Here is a 14,180-nt window from a genome sequence, read left to right as displayed (position 1 = left end):
ACTGCCTGGCCCGCCAACCTGCGGATACCGTCAGAAAGTGCTCAACCGGACCGCGCTGGAGGCGCTCACGCAGCGGCCGCTGCCCTTCCTGGGCTCCGCGTGGCCCTGGCGGTGCGCGGCGTACCTGCTGGCCAGCGCCGTCCCCGGCGTGGCCGTCGGGGCCGCGGTGTTCGCCACGATCCCGCTCGGCGTGGTCGCGGCCCCGGTCGTGCTGGCGCTGTGCCTGCCGCTCGTCGCCTGGTTCGAGCGGCGCAGGCTGCGGCTGGTGGACGGCGTGCCGCTGCCCGAGGTGCCCGGCGGGCGCGGGCGGGAGGCCGGGCTGGCCGTCATCACGGTGCTCGCGCTGTGGTGGATCGATCTGATCATGCTGGGGTTCACGGTGGGCGGGCCGGTGGTCCTGATGCTCTCGCCGGTCGTGCAGCCCGAGGCGGAGCCCGGTGTCGCCGCCGTGGGCTCCGTGGCGGGCGTGCTGCTGCTGCCCGTCGCCGCGTACACGATCACCGCCTGGGGCGGCGCCCGTGGGGCGATGGTACGCGCGGTGCTCGCTCCGCAGGGCTCCGAGCTGAACGAGGTGCTGCGGTCACGGGCTCGGCTGGTGGACGCGTTCGAGACGGAGCGCCGCAGGATCGAGCGGGACCTGCACGACGGCGCGCAGCAGCGGCTGGTCTCCCTGTCGATGGCGCTCGGCATGGCCCGGCTGGACCTGCCGGACGACTCGCCCGCGGGGCGGATGGTCGGGCAGGCACACGAGGAGGCCAAGCGGGCGCTCGCCGAGCTGCGCGAGCTGATCAGGGGCGTGCACTCGCAGGTGCTCACCGACCGCGGGCTGGGCGCGGCGGTACGCGACGTGGCCGGGCGCTCGCCCGTGCCCGTGGACGTGGACGTGGAGCTGGCCGGCCGGTTGCCCGCGCCCGTTGAGGTGACCGCGTACTACGTGGTCAGCGAGGCCCTCGCGAACCTGGCCAAGCACAGCCGGGCCACCAGGGGCGCCGTCACCGGGCGGGTCGAGGGCGGCACGCTGGTCGTGGAGGTGCGCGACGACGGCGTGGGCGGGGCCGACCCGGCCAGGGGCACGGGGCTGACCGGGCTGGCCGACCGGCTGGCCGTGGTGGACGGGAGGCTGTCCCTGTCGAGCCCGATCGGCGGTCCGACCCTGATGAGAGCGGAGATACCGTGCGCGTAGTGATCGCCGAGGACGCCGTCCTGCTGCGGGAGGGCCTGGTCGGGCTGCTCGAACGCTTCGGCCACACCGTGGCCGCCGCGGTCGGCGACGCGCCCGCCCTGCTCGCCGCCGTCGCCGAGCACCGCCCCGACGCCGTGGTGACCGACGTGCGCATGCCGCCCGGCTTCGCCGACGAGGGGCTGCGGGCGGCGCTGGAGCTGCGCGAGCGGCATCCGGACCTGGCCGTCCTGGTGCTCAGCCAGTACGTCGAGCAGACCTACGCCGCCGAGCTCCTGGAACCGGGCGCCGGCGCCGGGATCGGCTACCTGCTGAAGGACCGCATCGGCGACGTGCGCGAGTTCGTCGACGCGCTCGACCGGGTGGCCGCCGGGGGCACGGTCGTGGACCCGGAGGTGGTCCGCCAACTGCTCAGGCGGCGCCGCGACCCGCTGGCCCGGCTCACCCCGCGCGAGCAGGAGGTGCTCGGCCTGATCGCCGAGGGGCGGACGAACGCGTCGATCGCCAAGGAGCTGTTCGTCACCGAGGCGGCCGTGGCCAAGCACATCGCGAACATCTTCGCCAAGCTCGACCTCCCGCCCGCTGCGGACGGGCACAGAAGGGTGCTTGCGGTGCTCGAATACCTCAAATGACGCGGCTTGAAAGTAGGGTTCGTTGGCATGAACGAGCAATGGCAGGAGGTCGGCGACCGGGTCTACGTCCGGCGCCACAAGTCGTACGACATGAACGTGGGTCTGGTCGTAGGCGACGGGCACTGCCTGGTCCTCGACACGCGCGCCTCACACCGGGAGGCCAGTGACCTGGTCGAGGCGGTCAGGGGGATCACCGCCAGCCCGTGGACGGTCGTCAACAGCCATTCCCACTTCGACCACTACTTCGGCAACGCGATCTTCCGCCCCGCCGAGATCTGGGGCCACGTCAGGTGCGCCGAGGAGATCGAGCAGTACGGCGAGGAGCAGCGCGCCGTAATGATCAAGGGGCGGCCCGAGCAGCGTGAGGAGTTCGAGGAGATCACGATCGTGCCGCCGGACCACACGTTCACGAGCGCGGCCAGCCTCGACATCGGCGGGCGGATCGTGCATCTGCAGCATTTCGGGCTCGGACACAGCAGTAACGACGTGGTCGTGCACGTGCCGGACGCGGGCGTGGTGTTCGCGGGCGACCTGGTGGAGGAGGGGGCGCCGCCGGCGTTCAGCGACTCGTACCCGCTCGACTGGCCGCTCACCACGGCGGCGATGCTGGCCGAGCTGCCCGACCAGGTGATCGTGCCGGGGCACGGCGCGGTCGTGGACCGGGCGTTCGCGCAGGCGCAGCAGGCCGAGCTGGCCCTCGTGGCCGAGCTGGCCAGGCGGGCCCACGTGGAGGGGCTGCGTGACCTGATCAAGCTCTTCCCCTATCCGGAGGACGTGGCCAGGCAGGCGATCGAGCGGACCTTCCTGCAGCTGGATGTCTGAGTTATATTGCAAAGTGCAATATGGAGGGAGGCATCATGGCGCAACGCCACAGCTTGGTCGGCCTGACCGTGCTGGCCCTGCTCACCGTGCGCCCGAGCCACCCGTACGAGCTGCACCGGTTCATCATCGACACGCACAAGGACTACATCACCGGCCTGCCGCGCAGCCTCTACCACGCGGTGGAGCGGCTGGCCAAGGACGACCTGATCGTCCCCTCGAAGACCGACCGCGAGGGCCGCAGGCCCGAGCGCACGGTCTACGAGATCACCGACGAGGGCCGCAAGGAGCTGGTCACCCGGCTACGGCAGCTCCTGGAGAAACCCGATCCCGACCGGCGCGCCTTCGTCGCGGCCGTCTCGCTCATCGGTTGCCTGCCGCTCGCCGAGGCCCAGCGGGCGCTGCGCGGGCGCGCGGCCACGATCGAGGGCGTCCTCGCCGGGATGGAGGCCCACCTGCGAGCCATGGCCGACAGCGGCCTGCCCGCGATCCTCATGCTGGAGGTGGAGTGCGAGCAGGCGCTCTACACCGCCGAGCTGGGCTGGATCAGAGGGCTGCTCGACCGGCTCGACAAGGGAGAACTCGACTGGGAGACCACAGTCGAGATGTGAGAAAGGCCGCCGAGGTGCGCCAACACCCCGGCGGCCGGAAATCCGAACAAGGCGCCTGCCCTGCCCGAACTCGCATTCACAGGATAGGCGCCGCGACACAGGGAGCAGTGCCATGTCCACAGAGATCGTTCGGCTGCTCGCGCGGATCGCGGAGACCTGGAACTCCGGGGACGCCGAGGGTTACGCCGGTCTCTTCACCGAGGACGCCGACTACATCACGTTCTTCGGTCAGCACCTGGAGGGCCGGCAGGCCATCGAGGAGGCCCACCGCGAGCTGTTCAAGCTCGACATCAAGCTCGAAGGGGACGGCGGCGAGCCGCTGATCAAGCCGCTCACCGACGACGTCGCGCTGGTGATCGTGGGCGGTGGCTCGTCCGTGAACGGCGCGGCCGACCCGAGCCGCCGGTCCGTCATCACGCTGTCCGCGCTCCGCACGGCCGAGGGCTGGCGCTTCGCCTCCTTCCAGAACACGCGGGTGAGCGCGCCGTGAGCAGGCGGCTCATCGTCGAGGTCACCGGAGTGATCGAGGCTCCGGTCGAGCGGGTGTGGCCGGAGATCGTACGGGCCATACCGAGGACGGAGCTGGGCGAGCACGTCCTGGCCTATCAGGGCGGCTGGTGGTACCGCGGCGAGTGGTCGGTCACCCCCGACCACGGGGGCACGCGCCTGGTCCACCGCGTCTACGACGTGGCCGGCCACCACTGGGCCGTCGCCCTGGCCAACCGGCTGTTCATCGGGTTCCGCGAACGTACGCGCCGGTCGTTCGCCGAGGGCCTGGCCGACATCGGAACCCGGTTGGGGTGCGCCACCAGGCTCGCCTAGGCTGCCGGTCATGGAATGGGGACCGCTGACCGGGGCGGACGTCCAGGCTCTGGCCGAGCTCTGGGCCGCCATGGAGGCCGAGGACAGGACCGGCGAGGTCCACGACGTCGACGACGTGGCGGAGCAGGTCTCCAGCCACCTCATCGATCTGGACACGGGCACGCTCGCGGCCAGGGACGGCGACCGGATCGTGGCCTTCGGCTACCTCCCCGTCAGGCAGACCGCCGACGACCTGCACATGATGCGCCTTTCGGGCGGCGTGCACCCCGCCTACCGGGGGCAGGGGCTCGGCAGGCACATCATGGACTGGAGCATCCGGACGGCGCCGGGGGTGAGCGAACGGGCTCACCCCGGCGTCCCTCTGGAGCTCCACGTCGACGTCCCCGACGGCCGGTCCGACCTCGCCGCGCTGGTGGAGGGGGCCGGACTCACGGCCGTACGGTGGTTCGCCCGCATGGAGCGGAGCCTGCCGGGCGACCTGCCCGCGGTGCGGCCGCCGGACGGCGTCTCCATCGTCGCCTGGTCGCCCGAGCTCGACGAAGGCGCTCGCCTCGTGCGCAACGAGTCGTTCCTCGACCATTGGGGCAGCGTGCGGCACACGTCCGAGAGCTGGCGCGCCATGATGACCGGCTCCAGGAACTTCCGCCCCGAGTCGTCGTTCGTGGCCCTGGCCGGCGGCCGCCCGGTCGGGGTGCTGATCACGCACTTCTTCGAGGCCGCCGCCCGGCGCGGCGAGCGCCAGGCGTGGATCCAGATCATCGGCACGCTGCGGGAGTGGCGCGGCAAGGGCGTGGCGAGCACGCTGATCGGGCACGCCCTTGCCGCGTTCGGAGATCAGGGCTACGAGAGTGCCGGGCTCGGGGTGGACGCCGACAACCCCACGGGGGCCGTGAACGTGTACGCCCGCGCCGGCTTCGAGATCACCAAGCGCAGCACCACCTACGCGTTGCCGATCAAGCCAGCCTGATCTTCCCCTTCGAGACCTTGATCTTCTTGCCGGCGAGCGGCTTCTTGGCGGGGCCGTTCACCACCGCGCCCGTCGAGGCGCTGAACTTGCTGCCGTGGCACGGGCAGTTGATCGTGCCGCGGCTGACGCTCGCCACCGTGCAGCCCTGGTGGGTGCACTTGGCGCTGAAGCACTTGTAGACGCCCTTCCTCGGCTGGGTGATCACGTACTTGCCCTGGACGATCTTCCCGCCCCCTACCGGGATGCTCTTGGTGGTGGCGAGGACGGGCTTGGCCGCCTCCGCTTCCGCCTCTGCCGGACGCGGCCACAGGAACACGACTCCTGCGCCCGCGGCGCTGCCTCTGGTGATCAATGCGCGGCGTGTGAGCATTGTTGCCTCCTTCAACCACTCACACGTTTGCAGATCTTCAGTGGTTCAGGGGAAATTTGGCGATAAATCCGGAATCTGCGTACACGAGCGTGCCGCCGTGCAGGTGCGCGATGTCCCGCGCGATCGGCAGCCCCAGCCCGGCGCCGCCCGCGTCCCTGGCACGCGCCTCGTCCAGCCTGGTGAACCGGGCGAACACCGCCTCCCGCTGCTCCGGCGGGATCCCGGGCCCGTCGTCCCGCACCTCCAGCACGGCCTGGTCCTCCTCGGCGCGTACGAGCACCCGCACGGTGGAGGCGGCGTGCCGGACGGCGTTGTCGGCCAGGTTCGTCATCAGGCGGTCGAGGTGGGCCCGGGAGCCCTTCATGACCACGTCCGGCTCGATGTCCAGCTCCAGGCGCACCTCGGGCCGCCGCCTGGCGCGTACCGACTCCTCGGCGGCCACCTGGCCGAGGTCCAGCTCGGCCGCGCGCAGCGGCTCACCCGCGTCCAGCTTGGCCAGGATGAGCAGGTCGGCGGCCAGGGACTGCAGGCGTTCGACGTCGGCCAGCGCCTCCCTGGTCAGCTCGCTGGGCTCGGCCAGCTCCAGGCGGGCGCGCAGGGTGGCGATGGGGCTGCGCAGCTCGTGCGCCGCGTCCGCGACGAACCGCTTGTGCGTGTCCACGGCCGTCTCCAGGCGGTCGAGGGTGCCGTTCACGGTGGTGGCCAGGGAGGCGATCTCGTCCTTCGAGCCGGGTACGGGAACGCGCTGGTGCAGGTCGCGGGCCGTGATGTCGGCGACCTTGGCCCGGATGGCGGCCACGGGGGCCAGCGCGCGGCCCACCGAGATCCACGTCATCCCGGCCACGACGAGCAGCACGGCGGGCACGCCGGGCAGCAGCGCGCTGTAGAGCGTCTGCAGCGCCTTCTCGGTGCCCTCCAGGGGGACACGCGACCAGAGCATGGCGGGGCCGCCCACGGTGGCCACCTCGACGCCGGCGACGGCGTACTTCTGCGGCGCCGCCCACTCGGTGGCCGAGGCGCTCTTGTCGTCGGTCAGCAGGACGTCGGGGTCGGCGATCGCGGCCGTCGTGCCGTCGCGCAGCTGGACCGTGCCGCTCTTCCCGACGATCGCGAGCGGCTCGCCCTGCTTGGTCACGTCTTTGGTGATGGCGATCGAGCTCTTGTCGAGAGTGTCCGCGGGCGCCGTGACGCCGGGTGAGAGCGGAGTGGCGCGCGCGAAGTCCAGCGTCTGCGCGTACGGCGCCGCCGCCACGGCCTTCCTGGTGGCCTCGGCGTCGGCGTTGTTCTCCAGCGTGCCGCGCAGCACCGCCACCAGCGCCAGCGCGGCCAGGCCCAGGGCGAGGGCCACCACCAGGGTCGCGGCGGCGGTCGCCCGCAGCCGTACGGACGAGAGCGCGGCCGACGCTTTGCGCAGTGGGCTCATGCCGCCTCCAACCGGTAGCCCGCGCCGCGGACCGTCATGAGCGTCGTCCGCCCGAAAGGCGTGTCGATCTTGCGGCGCAGGGCGCTGATGTAGACCTCGACGATGTTCGGGTCGCCGTCGTAGGAGAAGTCCCAGGCCTGGGCCAGCAGTTCGCCCTTGGACACGACCTCGCCGGGGCGGCGGGCCAGCGCGTGCAGCACCGCGAACTCCTTGGGCGTCAACCCGATCTCCACCTCGCCCCTGCGGCACTTCAGCGCCGCCGGGTCCACCACCAGGTCGCCCACGGTGATCGACACGGGCCGCTCCCGCCCGCCCCGCCGCACCAGCGCCCGTAACCTGGCCAGCAGCACCACGTACGAGAACGGCTTGGCCAGGTAGTCGTCGGCCCCGTTGTCGAGCGCCTCGGCCTCGTCGTAGATGCCGTCCTTGGCCGTGAGCATCATGATCGGCGTCCAGTCGCCCGCCTCGCGCAGCTTGGCGCAGACGGCGTAGCCGTTCATCCTGGGCAGCATCACGTCCAGGACGATCACGTCGTACGTGTTCTCGGTGGCCATCCACAGGCCGTCACGCCCGTCGTGGGCCACGTCCACGGCGAAGCCCTCGCCCGCCAGGCCGCCCTTCACCAGGTCGGCCAGCCGCTCCTCGTCCTCCACCAGTAGCACTCGCACACCGACCAGGGTGCCTCAGGCCACCTAAAGCCAACCTGAAGATCATTTAGGGCCTCTTCAGGATCACTTCAGGTACGCCGGGCCAGTCTCGGAGGCGTTCGACCGATCTCAGTGAGGAGAACCCATGTTCAAGCGTCGTCTCGCGCTGCTCGGCGCGGTCGCGGTACTCGCCATCACCGGCCTGACCGGCTCCGCCATGGCCGACGAGACCCCGGGCACCGCCGGCGCGAAGGTGACCTGCAAGACGGCCGACGGCAAGACCGTCGAGTTGGCCGAATTCGCGCGGACGGCCCCGGCCGGCAAGATCGTCGGTCCTGACGGCAAGGTGCGCGAGTTCAAGCCCAGCGACACGGTGAAGGTCGACGCCCTTCCCGACGGCGAGGCGCCGCCGCTGGACGGGGCCCGGGCCGGGACCGTCACGCAGGAGGGCGAGGGGCTGGCGGTGACGAAGGCCGTGCCCGTCCCGGAGGACGGCGAGATGCTGGAGGTGACCAAGACCGTGCCCCTCCCGGAGGACGGCAAGCTGCCCGACAGCGTGCAGGCCATGCCCGCCCAGCCCGCTCAGCCGGCGAAGCCCGGCGAGAAGCTGGACGCGCCGTCGGTCGGTATCAAGGCGGTAAAGATCATCTGCGAGAAGACCGACTAGGTCATTCCGAGAAGGACGGGTGCGGTCCGAGCGCCCAGTACTCGTAGAGGCCGTGGCCGACGAGCCCGTCGTACTCGAAGCGCCCGACGGCGTCCACCATGCCCCACATTCTGGCGGCGTCGTCGGGCAGCCGGTACGTCACGCCCTGCACGACCGGCCCCTCACCCTGGTACATGCCGTGCTTCCAGTCCGGCTCCAGGCCGTACCCGGTGCCGACCATGAGGTGCACCGGCAGGATCGGGGTGCAGCGCACGTCGAACGGCTTGCCGCCGGGAGGCGAGAAGGTGATCGTGGCCTCCACGACGTCGCGGGTGCCGGGGGCGTAGACCGGGCGGTAGTCCGGTCTGCCGAGGTATTCCTCCTCGCGGCCGTCGGGCCAGACGCGTACGGCCTCCTCCAGCATCCGGCGGCCGCGCTCGTCCTCCTGGATGATGCAGAGGATGGCGTGGTCGTCGAACTGCATGGGTGTGTAGAGCCAGTAGAACGTGCCCGCGTTCTTGGTCTGGATGCCGGGCGGCTCGGGCTCGCCGACCGGTCTGATGCCCCAGGAGCGGTCTCTGGTGCCCTGCCAGCGGTCGGGCGTGACCGGTATGTCCTCCTCGCCGATCCTGATATTTCCGGACCAGCGCCCCGTCTGTGCCAGGCGTACCGAGTCGAACATGACCCGCTCCTGCCACCGCAGGAAGTGCCGCGGCTCCAGCGTCGCCGGGATCGTGCCCTCCCAGAGCAGGTCGAAGGACAGGCCGTGCTCGTTCGGCTCCAGGACCACCCTGAGCCGCTTGAGCCCTTCGAGCACCTCGACGCGGAAGGGGCCGATCTCGGTGTTCATCCGGTCGGTTCCCAGCTCGCGGGAGGCCCGTACGACGCGGTGCAGGTCTCCGTGGCGTACGCAGGCGAAGGCGTCGGTGACGCCCAGGTTGGGGTACTGGCCGAGGCCGACGATCAGCATGAGCTCGTCGGTGCCGGGGTGGCAGTTGAAGTAGTAGCGGTCGTAGAAGTTGCGGTCGGAGGTGGCGACGTGCCGCATGACCTGCGCGGCCTGGTGGACGGGGTAGTCGTCTAAGGGAGACAGCGCCATGCCGGGTTTGTAGCAAGCGCTTGGTGGTTCGTCAACGGGGGTCCGGAAACGGGAAGCGCGCCCTCGGGATCAACCGAGGACGCGCTTCCCTTCCGGCAGCACCGGATCAGGACATCTTGCGAGATGCCTCATCTGCCTTGTCGGACACACGGCCCGCCATCCGCTCCGCAGACTCGGCGGTCCTGTCGGCCTTCTCACTGGCCCAACGTGACGCATCGGAGGCGGAGTCCTTCATATGCTCGGTCCACTGCTGGGCGTTGCGGCGGTAGAACATGTAACCGATCGCCCCCACCGCGAGGCCGGTCAGCAGAACGAGCGTCGGCCATCGCCGCGACCGCGTGGGCGTGGGGTCGATCTTCCTGGCCGCCGTGATCAGCATGGAGCTGACCCTGGGAGCGACCTGATCCTCGAACCCGTGCGCCGCGGAGTGAATCCGTGGCGCCACCCAGTAGCGGGCATCCTCGAGGCGCTGGGCGGCGGCCATCTTGGCCTGGTCCGCCACGGGCGCCATCAGGTGGCCGGTTCGCACGGCCCGGGCCTTCATTCGGCCCGTCCACGTGGCGGGTACCTCTATGACCACGCGGCGTCTTTTCATTGTCAGGGACACGACAACCTCCCCTGTCGTTGGGGCCCCGAGCCTGACCTTCCCTGGACAAGGCGGCTCAATCATGGCGAGCCGTGGGAGGATGGCTCTGGAGGCCTTACGGCCATAGTCCTCAAAACATCACAGAACTAACCCTGTACATAGAGGGGGCGGCTGTCTCGTGGCTGAGAAGCTGATCGCAAACCTGCAGACCAATCGTGGAAATATCAAGGTGGAGCTCTTCCCCAACAGAGCCCCGAAAACGGTGCGCAACTTCGTCGAGCTCGCGGAAGGCTCGCGAGAGTGGACGCACCCGGGCACCGGGGAGAAGAGCACCGCACGCTACTACGACGGGACGATCTTCCACCGGGTGATCTCCGGATTCATGATCCAGGGCGGCGACCCGCTCGGCCAGGGCACCGGCGGCCCGGGCTACGAGTTCGACGACGAGATCCACCCGGAGCTGTACTTCAACCGCCCGTACCTGCTGGCCATGGCCAACGCGGGCGTCCGCTTCGGCAAGGGGACCAACGGGTCCCAGTTCTTCATCACGGTCGTGCCGACGCCGCACCTGAACGGCAGGCACACGATCTTCGGTGAGGTGGTCGAGGGCCAGGACGTCGTGGACGCCATCGCCAAGACCCAGACCGACCGCCGGGACCGCCCGGCGGAGGACGTCGTCATCGAGTCCGTCACCATCGACCGCGTCCCCGCCTGACCCACCACCCACCCCCGCCCCACCCACAAGGCCGTGGGGCGGCCCCACCCATGCCCCCACCGGCCGGCCCTCCGGCCGGCCCGGGGCCACATCCCCATCGGGCGCTCATCGGTCCGGCTTAGGGTTGTATCCCCCTTCGGACGTTTCTCGGGCGCCTCGGGGCAGTGTCCCCCCCCTCGGGCGCTTATTGAGCGTCTCGGGGTCGCATCCCCTCATCGGGTGCTTATCAGGCGCCTTGGGGCCGCGTCCCCCGCCGGGTGCTTATTAGGCGTCTCGGGGCCGCGTCCCCCGGGCGTCTCGGGGTCGCGCCTGCGGCGGCATCCTCGGGACGGCCCGGCCCGGTCGCGCTCCGGCCCGGCCGTCCTCCCTCCCGGTCGTCCCCCCGTAGGAGGCACTCCGCCCGCCCAGGAGCGGCGGACATCGGCACCCCAGCCCAAGCGGGGGCACCACACGTGCACCAGACGCCTACACAGCCGACGTGGCGCCATGAACGAGCCGGCGCACTGGCCGCCGCACGATGGCGCCGGACTCCAACGCACCCCACCTCGCCGACGCGGCGCGGTGAAGGCGGGTGTGGCGTCTCGATGGTGGGGGGTGTGGTCGTCGCCGTGCGGTGGCGCCGCGCTCCGTTTCGGCAAAGCGGCGCGGTGAGGGCGGGTGCGATGCCGTGGTCGGGCCCCGCACGATGGTGCTGGGCCTTGGGGCCGCCGCGTTCCGTCGCCCGACCGTGTCGTCCGTCCGCCGCTGTCGTCCGTCCGCCGTCGACCAGCCGCTGTCCGCCAGCCGCCTTCCGCTGCCCGCTGCCCGCCGTCGACCGTCCGCCGCCCGCGAGCCGCCGTCCGTCAGTCGCTGGCCGCGTTCCGCTGGTCGGTGGCGGGGGTTCGGGGTGAGGGGCGAGGGGTGGGGACACGCGGGTAGGGCGTGTAAGCCATAGGCTTTCGGTCATGACCAGCCAGCCGCCCAGCCCGCCCCCGCAGCCCGAGCAGCCCGCTGAGGCGGTGCCCACGTGCTACCGGCACCCCGAGAAGGAGACCTGGGTCCGGTGTCAGCGGTGCGAGCGCCCCATCTGCCCCGACTGCATGCGCGACGCCGCCGTGGGCTTCCAGTGCCCTGAGTGCGTGGCCGAGGGCAACAAGGGCATCCGCGAGGCGAAGTCCACCTTCGGCGGCAGCGTCGTACGCACGCCGATCGTGACGTACACCATCCTGGCCCTCAACGTCCTGGTCTTCGGCGCCCAATACCTCACCGGCGAGCGCGTCACCGCGGAGCTGGAGATGTTCCCGGCGCGGGTGGCCGTGCTCGGCGAGTTCTACCGGCTGATCACCGTCGCGTTCGTGCACGGCAGCATCTTCCACATCCTGTTCAACTGCTGGGCGCTCTACGTCGTCGGCCCCTACCTCGAGCGCGCCTTCGGTCACGTCCGCTACCTCGCGATCTACGTCATCAGCGCGATCGGCGGCTCGGTGCTGAGCCTCTGGATGGATGCCCTCAACCAGCCGACGGTCGGCGCGTCAGGGGCCATCTTCGGCCTGTTCGGCGCAGTGTTCGTGGTCGGGCGCAAGCTCAACATGGACGTACGCGGCATCGCCGCGCTCATCGCGATCAACCTCGCGATCACCTTCATCGTGCCCGGCATCAGCTGGACGGGCCACATCGGCGGCCTGATCACGGGATCGGTGCTGGCGGGCGCGCTGGCCTACGCTCCCAAGAACAGCAGGCCTCTGTGGCAGGTGCTGGCGATCGTGGGAGCGCTGGCCGTGCTCGCAGTGCTCGTGATGGTCAGGGTGTCGGCCATCATGAGCGCGGTGTGACTTCCCCAGGCTGTGGAAAAGGCTGTGGAAAGAACTAACGCCAGCGGGTGGAAAGCACCACCCCGAAGATGATGAAAACAAACCCGATCAGCAGGTTCCAGTTCTGGAGGTCGCTGAAGAAGGGCGCCCGTGGTGCGACGTAGTAGATCGCGATCCACAGGATGCCGATGATCCACGCCGCGACCATCGTGGGTGCCAGCCAGCGAGGGCTGACCTTGACCTGCTGTGATCTCTGCGGCGGGGTGTAGACCGCCTTCTTGCGAGCCTTGGACTTGGGCACTGGTAACTCCTGCTGAGGGCCTGGGCTTCCGGATCGTCCACAGGCTCTTCGGTAAGCCTAATTGAAGTGTGGTCAAGGATAGCCGCCACGCGCGGGACATGGCGATCCCCGGTTGCGGCTTCTGACCCGAATACGCTGATCGCATGCGGGCCACGCTGCGGGCCGTGGGAGAGACGAGCATCACCGCGGGCCTGATCATGATGCTGTTCTGCGCGTACCTGCTCTGGGGCACCGGCGCGTACACCCAGAGCCAGCAGCGGCTGCTCCAGCGCCAGTTGGCGACGCGGAAGGCGGTCAAGCCCGAGCCGGGCAGGCCCATGGCGCTGCTGCGCATCCCCAAGCTGGGCCGCGACTACGAGTACGCCGTGGTCGAGGGTGTGGACACCGAGCACCTGAAGAAGGGCCCGGGACATTACCCGGACAGCGCCCTGCCGGGCCAGGTCGGCAACTTCGTGGTGTCGGGGCACCGCACCACGTACGCGGCCCCGTTCAACGAGATCGACGAGCTCGAACGCGACGACGAGATCGTCGTGGAGGCCGGCGGCACCACGTACACGTACCGGGTGACCTCTCAGGACATCGTGAAACCCGATGAGGTCGACGTGTTCGCCCCCGTGCCCGGCAAGCCCGACATCCGCCCTATCCGGGCCTTCATCACGCTGTCCACCTGCCACCCCGAATACTCGGCCGCCGAGCGCCTGATCGTCTACGGGGTGCTCAAGGACGCGACCGAGGACGAGGAGTGACATGTACGCCTGGCTCTGGCGCAAGCTGCCCGGCACCGCGCGGACCAAGCTGCTGACGGCCGCCGTGATGGTCGCCGCCGTGGGGGTCGTACTCTGGTATGTCGTGTTTCCGCTACTCGAGCCCATGGTGACACTCGACGAGGTGAGCGTGAGGAAATGAGCCGCGTGCTGGTCGTGGACAACCACGACAGCTTCGTCCACACCATCGTGCAGTACCTTCGCGGGCTGGGCGCCGACTGCGACGTACGGCCGCGCGACGACGTACGCGTGAGCGACGCCGACGGCTTCGACGGCGTCCTGATCAGCCCGGGCCCGGGCACCCCCGAGGCGGCCGGGGTGAGCGTGCCCCTGGTCCACCACGCGGCCGAGAGCCGCCGGCCGCTGCTCGGCGTCTGCCTCGGCCACCAGGCCATCGCCGTCGCGTACGGCGCCACCGTGTCCCGCGCGCCCGAGCTCGTCCACGGCATGACCAGCCCCGTCACCCACGACGGCAAGGGCGTGTTCGAGACGCTGCCCTCGCCCGTGCGGATGACCCGCTACCACTCGCTCGCCGTGCTGCCCGAGACCGTCCCCGACGTGCTCGACGTGACCGCCCGCACCGGCGACGGCGTCATCATGGGCCTGCGCCACCGTGAGGCGCCCATCGAGGGCATCCAGTTCCACCCCGAGTCCGTGCTGTCGGAGCACGGCCACCGGCTGCTCCAGAATTGGCTGCGAGGAATCTTGTAACAAATGTCCCCCGGCGAGCGACTACCAAATGAACGTCCCCGCCGTTGCCCCCGAGCGGCGGGGGCGTTCTTGTGTCAGCGACGACATGAAGAAGGGC

Annotated in this window: 19 protein-coding genes; 13 read left to right on the top strand and 6 right to left on the bottom strand. The window is 70.3% G+C overall.

Annotation, left to right across the window (positions count from 1 at the left end):
- Positions 1 to 37: 37 nt before the first annotated feature.
- The 7 genes from ACWEPL_RS56190 (at position 38) to ACWEPL_RS56160 (ending at position 5,031) form a co-directional block, all read left to right on the top strand.
- Positions 38 to 1,183, top strand: a complete 1,146-nt coding sequence (locus ACWEPL_RS56190) for a sensor histidine kinase (RefSeq protein ID WP_363977516.1) — start codon at positions 38 to 40, stop codon at positions 1,181 to 1,183.
- Positions 1,174 to 1,812, top strand: coding sequence for a response regulator transcription factor (locus ACWEPL_RS56185; protein WP_363977513.1), 639 nt, complete (start codon positions 1,174 to 1,176; stop codon positions 1,810 to 1,812). Before ACWEPL_RS56190 ends, ACWEPL_RS56185 begins: the two co-directional genes overlap by 10 nt.
- Before the next feature lie 27 nt (positions 1,813 to 1,839).
- Positions 1,840 to 2,634: an MBL fold metallo-hydrolase gene (locus ACWEPL_RS56180; protein ID WP_452441458.1), complete on the top strand. Its 795-nt coding sequence runs from the start codon at positions 1,840 to 1,842 to the stop codon at positions 2,632 to 2,634.
- Between the two features lie 35 nt (positions 2,635 to 2,669).
- Entirely contained in the window at positions 2,670 to 3,242 is a 573-nt protein-coding gene (locus tag ACWEPL_RS56175) for a PadR family transcriptional regulator (RefSeq protein ID WP_363977507.1), read from the top strand.
- Positions 3,243 to 3,354: 112 nt separating this feature from the next.
- Positions 3,355 to 3,732 carry an SgcJ/EcaC family oxidoreductase gene (locus tag ACWEPL_RS56170; RefSeq protein WP_452441456.1) on the top strand — a complete coding sequence of 126 codons (378 nt, stop codon included), beginning with the start codon at positions 3,355 to 3,357 and terminating at the stop codon, positions 3,730 to 3,732.
- Positions 3,729 to 4,064, top strand: a complete 336-nt coding sequence (locus tag ACWEPL_RS56165) for a hypothetical protein (RefSeq protein ID WP_363977501.1) — start codon at positions 3,729 to 3,731, stop codon at positions 4,062 to 4,064. The genes ACWEPL_RS56170 and ACWEPL_RS56165 overlap by 4 nt, the downstream gene beginning before the upstream one ends.
- A gap of 10 nt (positions 4,065 to 4,074) precedes the next feature.
- Positions 4,075 to 5,031 (top strand): GNAT family N-acetyltransferase, encoded by a 957-nt coding sequence (locus ACWEPL_RS56160; protein WP_452441454.1) that lies wholly within the window; start codon positions 4,075 to 4,077, stop codon positions 5,029 to 5,031.
- Here ACWEPL_RS56160 and ACWEPL_RS56155 read toward each other — a convergent pair.
- From ACWEPL_RS56155 to ACWEPL_RS56145, 3 genes are read right to left on the bottom strand one after another with little or no spacing between them, the layout of a single operon-like run.
- A complete protein-coding gene (locus ACWEPL_RS56155; RefSeq protein ID WP_185069693.1) occupies positions 5,018 to 5,401 on the bottom strand; it encodes a Rieske (2Fe-2S) protein in 384 nt (127 codons plus the stop codon). The two genes, ACWEPL_RS56160 and ACWEPL_RS56155, sit on opposite strands and share 14 nt — an antisense overlap.
- A 37-nt stretch (positions 5,402 to 5,438) precedes the next feature.
- Positions 5,439 to 6,824, bottom strand: a complete 1,386-nt coding sequence (locus tag ACWEPL_RS56150; protein ID WP_452441452.1) for an ATP-binding protein — start codon at positions 6,822 to 6,824, stop codon at positions 5,439 to 5,441.
- A complete protein-coding gene (locus ACWEPL_RS56145; RefSeq protein WP_363977491.1) occupies positions 6,821 to 7,492 on the bottom strand; it encodes a response regulator transcription factor in 672 nt (223 codons plus the stop codon). The genes ACWEPL_RS56150 and ACWEPL_RS56145 overlap by 4 nt, the downstream gene beginning before the upstream one ends.
- A 124-nt stretch (positions 7,493 to 7,616) precedes the next feature.
- Between ACWEPL_RS56145 and ACWEPL_RS56140 the strand changes: the two genes are divergently transcribed.
- Positions 7,617 to 8,138 carry a hypothetical protein gene (locus ACWEPL_RS56140; protein ID WP_363977489.1) on the top strand — a complete coding sequence of 174 codons (522 nt, stop codon included), beginning with the start codon at positions 7,617 to 7,619 and terminating at the stop codon, positions 8,136 to 8,138.
- A 1-nt stretch (position 8,139) separates the two neighbouring features.
- Here the strand turns inward: ACWEPL_RS56140 and ACWEPL_RS56135 are convergent, their stop codons facing one another.
- Both ACWEPL_RS56135 and ACWEPL_RS56130 read right to left on the bottom strand, forming a co-directional pair.
- Positions 8,140 to 9,216: a hypothetical protein gene (locus ACWEPL_RS56135; protein WP_350732364.1), complete on the bottom strand. Its 1,077-nt coding sequence runs from the start codon at positions 9,214 to 9,216 to the stop codon at positions 8,140 to 8,142.
- A 106-nt stretch (positions 9,217 to 9,322) separates the two neighbouring features.
- Positions 9,323 to 9,760 (bottom strand): YtxH domain-containing protein, encoded by a 438-nt coding sequence (locus tag ACWEPL_RS56130; RefSeq protein ID WP_452441450.1) that lies wholly within the window; start codon positions 9,758 to 9,760, stop codon positions 9,323 to 9,325.
- Positions 9,761 to 9,980: 220 nt separating this feature from the next.
- On the opposite strand from ACWEPL_RS56130, the gene ACWEPL_RS56125 reads away from it, so the two are divergent.
- Positions 9,981 to 10,517, top strand: coding sequence for a peptidylprolyl isomerase (locus ACWEPL_RS56125; protein ID WP_357751944.1), 537 nt, complete (start codon positions 9,981 to 9,983; stop codon positions 10,515 to 10,517).
- A 944-nt stretch (positions 10,518 to 11,461) separates the two neighbouring features.
- A complete protein-coding gene (locus tag ACWEPL_RS56120) occupies positions 11,462 to 12,328 on the top strand; it encodes a rhomboid family intramembrane serine protease (RefSeq protein ID WP_452441449.1) in 867 nt (288 codons plus the stop codon).
- Between the two features lie 34 nt (positions 12,329 to 12,362).
- Here the strand turns inward: ACWEPL_RS56120 and ACWEPL_RS56115 are convergent, their stop codons facing one another.
- The gene (locus ACWEPL_RS56115) at positions 12,363 to 12,608 is read right to left on the bottom strand and encodes a cell division protein CrgA (protein WP_080047363.1); all 246 of its coding nucleotides are present in this window, start codon (positions 12,606 to 12,608) and stop codon (positions 12,363 to 12,365) included.
- 143 nt (positions 12,609 to 12,751) lie between these two features.
- Between ACWEPL_RS56115 and ACWEPL_RS56110 the strand changes: the two genes are divergently transcribed.
- Genes ACWEPL_RS56110 through ACWEPL_RS56100 form a run of 3 tightly spaced genes read left to right on the top strand, consistent with a single transcriptional unit; the run spans position 12,752 to position 14,083 of the window.
- Positions 12,752 to 13,354, top strand: a complete 603-nt coding sequence (locus ACWEPL_RS56110) for a class E sortase (RefSeq protein ID WP_355203187.1) — start codon at positions 12,752 to 12,754, stop codon at positions 13,352 to 13,354.
- Between the two features lies 1 nt (position 13,355).
- A complete protein-coding gene (locus ACWEPL_RS56105; protein ID WP_350732374.1) occupies positions 13,356 to 13,514 on the top strand; it encodes a hypothetical protein in 159 nt (52 codons plus the stop codon).
- On the top strand, positions 13,511 to 14,083 hold the full coding sequence (locus tag ACWEPL_RS56100; protein ID WP_355203182.1) for an anthranilate synthase component II: 573 nt from the start codon (positions 13,511 to 13,513) through the stop codon (positions 14,081 to 14,083). Before ACWEPL_RS56105 ends, ACWEPL_RS56100 begins: the two co-directional genes overlap by 4 nt.
- Positions 14,084 to 14,180: the final 97 nt, after the last annotated feature.

The organism is Nonomuraea sp. NPDC004186 (assembly GCF_053603495.1).
Note: the sequence above shows the minus strand (reverse complement) of the source record. Positions and strands in the feature narration are given on the sequence as shown.

Bases quoted from the DNA above. Each gene is read 5' to 3' on its own strand.
- ACWEPL_RS56140 (WP_363977489.1), top strand. From the start codon at position 7,617: ATGTTCAAGCGTCGTCTCGCGCTGCTCGGCGCGGTCGCGGTACTCGCC.
- ACWEPL_RS56130 (WP_452441450.1), bottom strand. From the start codon at position 9,760: ATGAAGGCCCGGGCCGTGCGAACCGGCCACCTGATGGCGCCCGTGGCG.
- ACWEPL_RS56135 (WP_350732364.1), bottom strand. From the start codon at position 9,216: ATGGCGCTGTCTCCCTTAGACGACTACCCCGTCCACCAGGCCGCGCAG.
- ACWEPL_RS56110 (WP_355203187.1), top strand. From the start codon at position 12,752: ATGCGGGCCACGCTGCGGGCCGTGGGAGAGACGAGCATCACCGCGGGC.
- ACWEPL_RS56155 (WP_185069693.1), bottom strand. From the start codon at position 5,401: ATGCTCACACGCCGCGCATTGATCACCAGAGGCAGCGCCGCGGGCGCA.
- ACWEPL_RS56120 (WP_452441449.1), top strand. From the start codon at position 11,462: ATGACCAGCCAGCCGCCCAGCCCGCCCCCGCAGCCCGAGCAGCCCGCT.
- ACWEPL_RS56170 (WP_452441456.1), top strand. From the start codon at position 3,355: ATGTCCACAGAGATCGTTCGGCTGCTCGCGCGGATCGCGGAGACCTGG.
- ACWEPL_RS56180 (WP_452441458.1), top strand. From the start codon at position 1,840: ATGAACGAGCAATGGCAGGAGGTCGGCGACCGGGTCTACGTCCGGCGC.
- ACWEPL_RS56150 (WP_452441452.1), bottom strand. From the start codon at position 6,824: ATGAGCCCACTGCGCAAAGCGTCGGCCGCGCTCTCGTCCGTACGGCTG.
- ACWEPL_RS56175 (WP_363977507.1), top strand. From the start codon at position 2,670: ATGGCGCAACGCCACAGCTTGGTCGGCCTGACCGTGCTGGCCCTGCTC.
- ACWEPL_RS56100 (WP_355203182.1), top strand. From the start codon at position 13,511: ATGAGCCGCGTGCTGGTCGTGGACAACCACGACAGCTTCGTCCACACC.
- ACWEPL_RS56160 (WP_452441454.1), top strand. From the start codon at position 4,075: ATGGAATGGGGACCGCTGACCGGGGCGGACGTCCAGGCTCTGGCCGAG.
- ACWEPL_RS56105 (WP_350732374.1), top strand. From the start codon at position 13,356: ATGTACGCCTGGCTCTGGCGCAAGCTGCCCGGCACCGCGCGGACCAAG.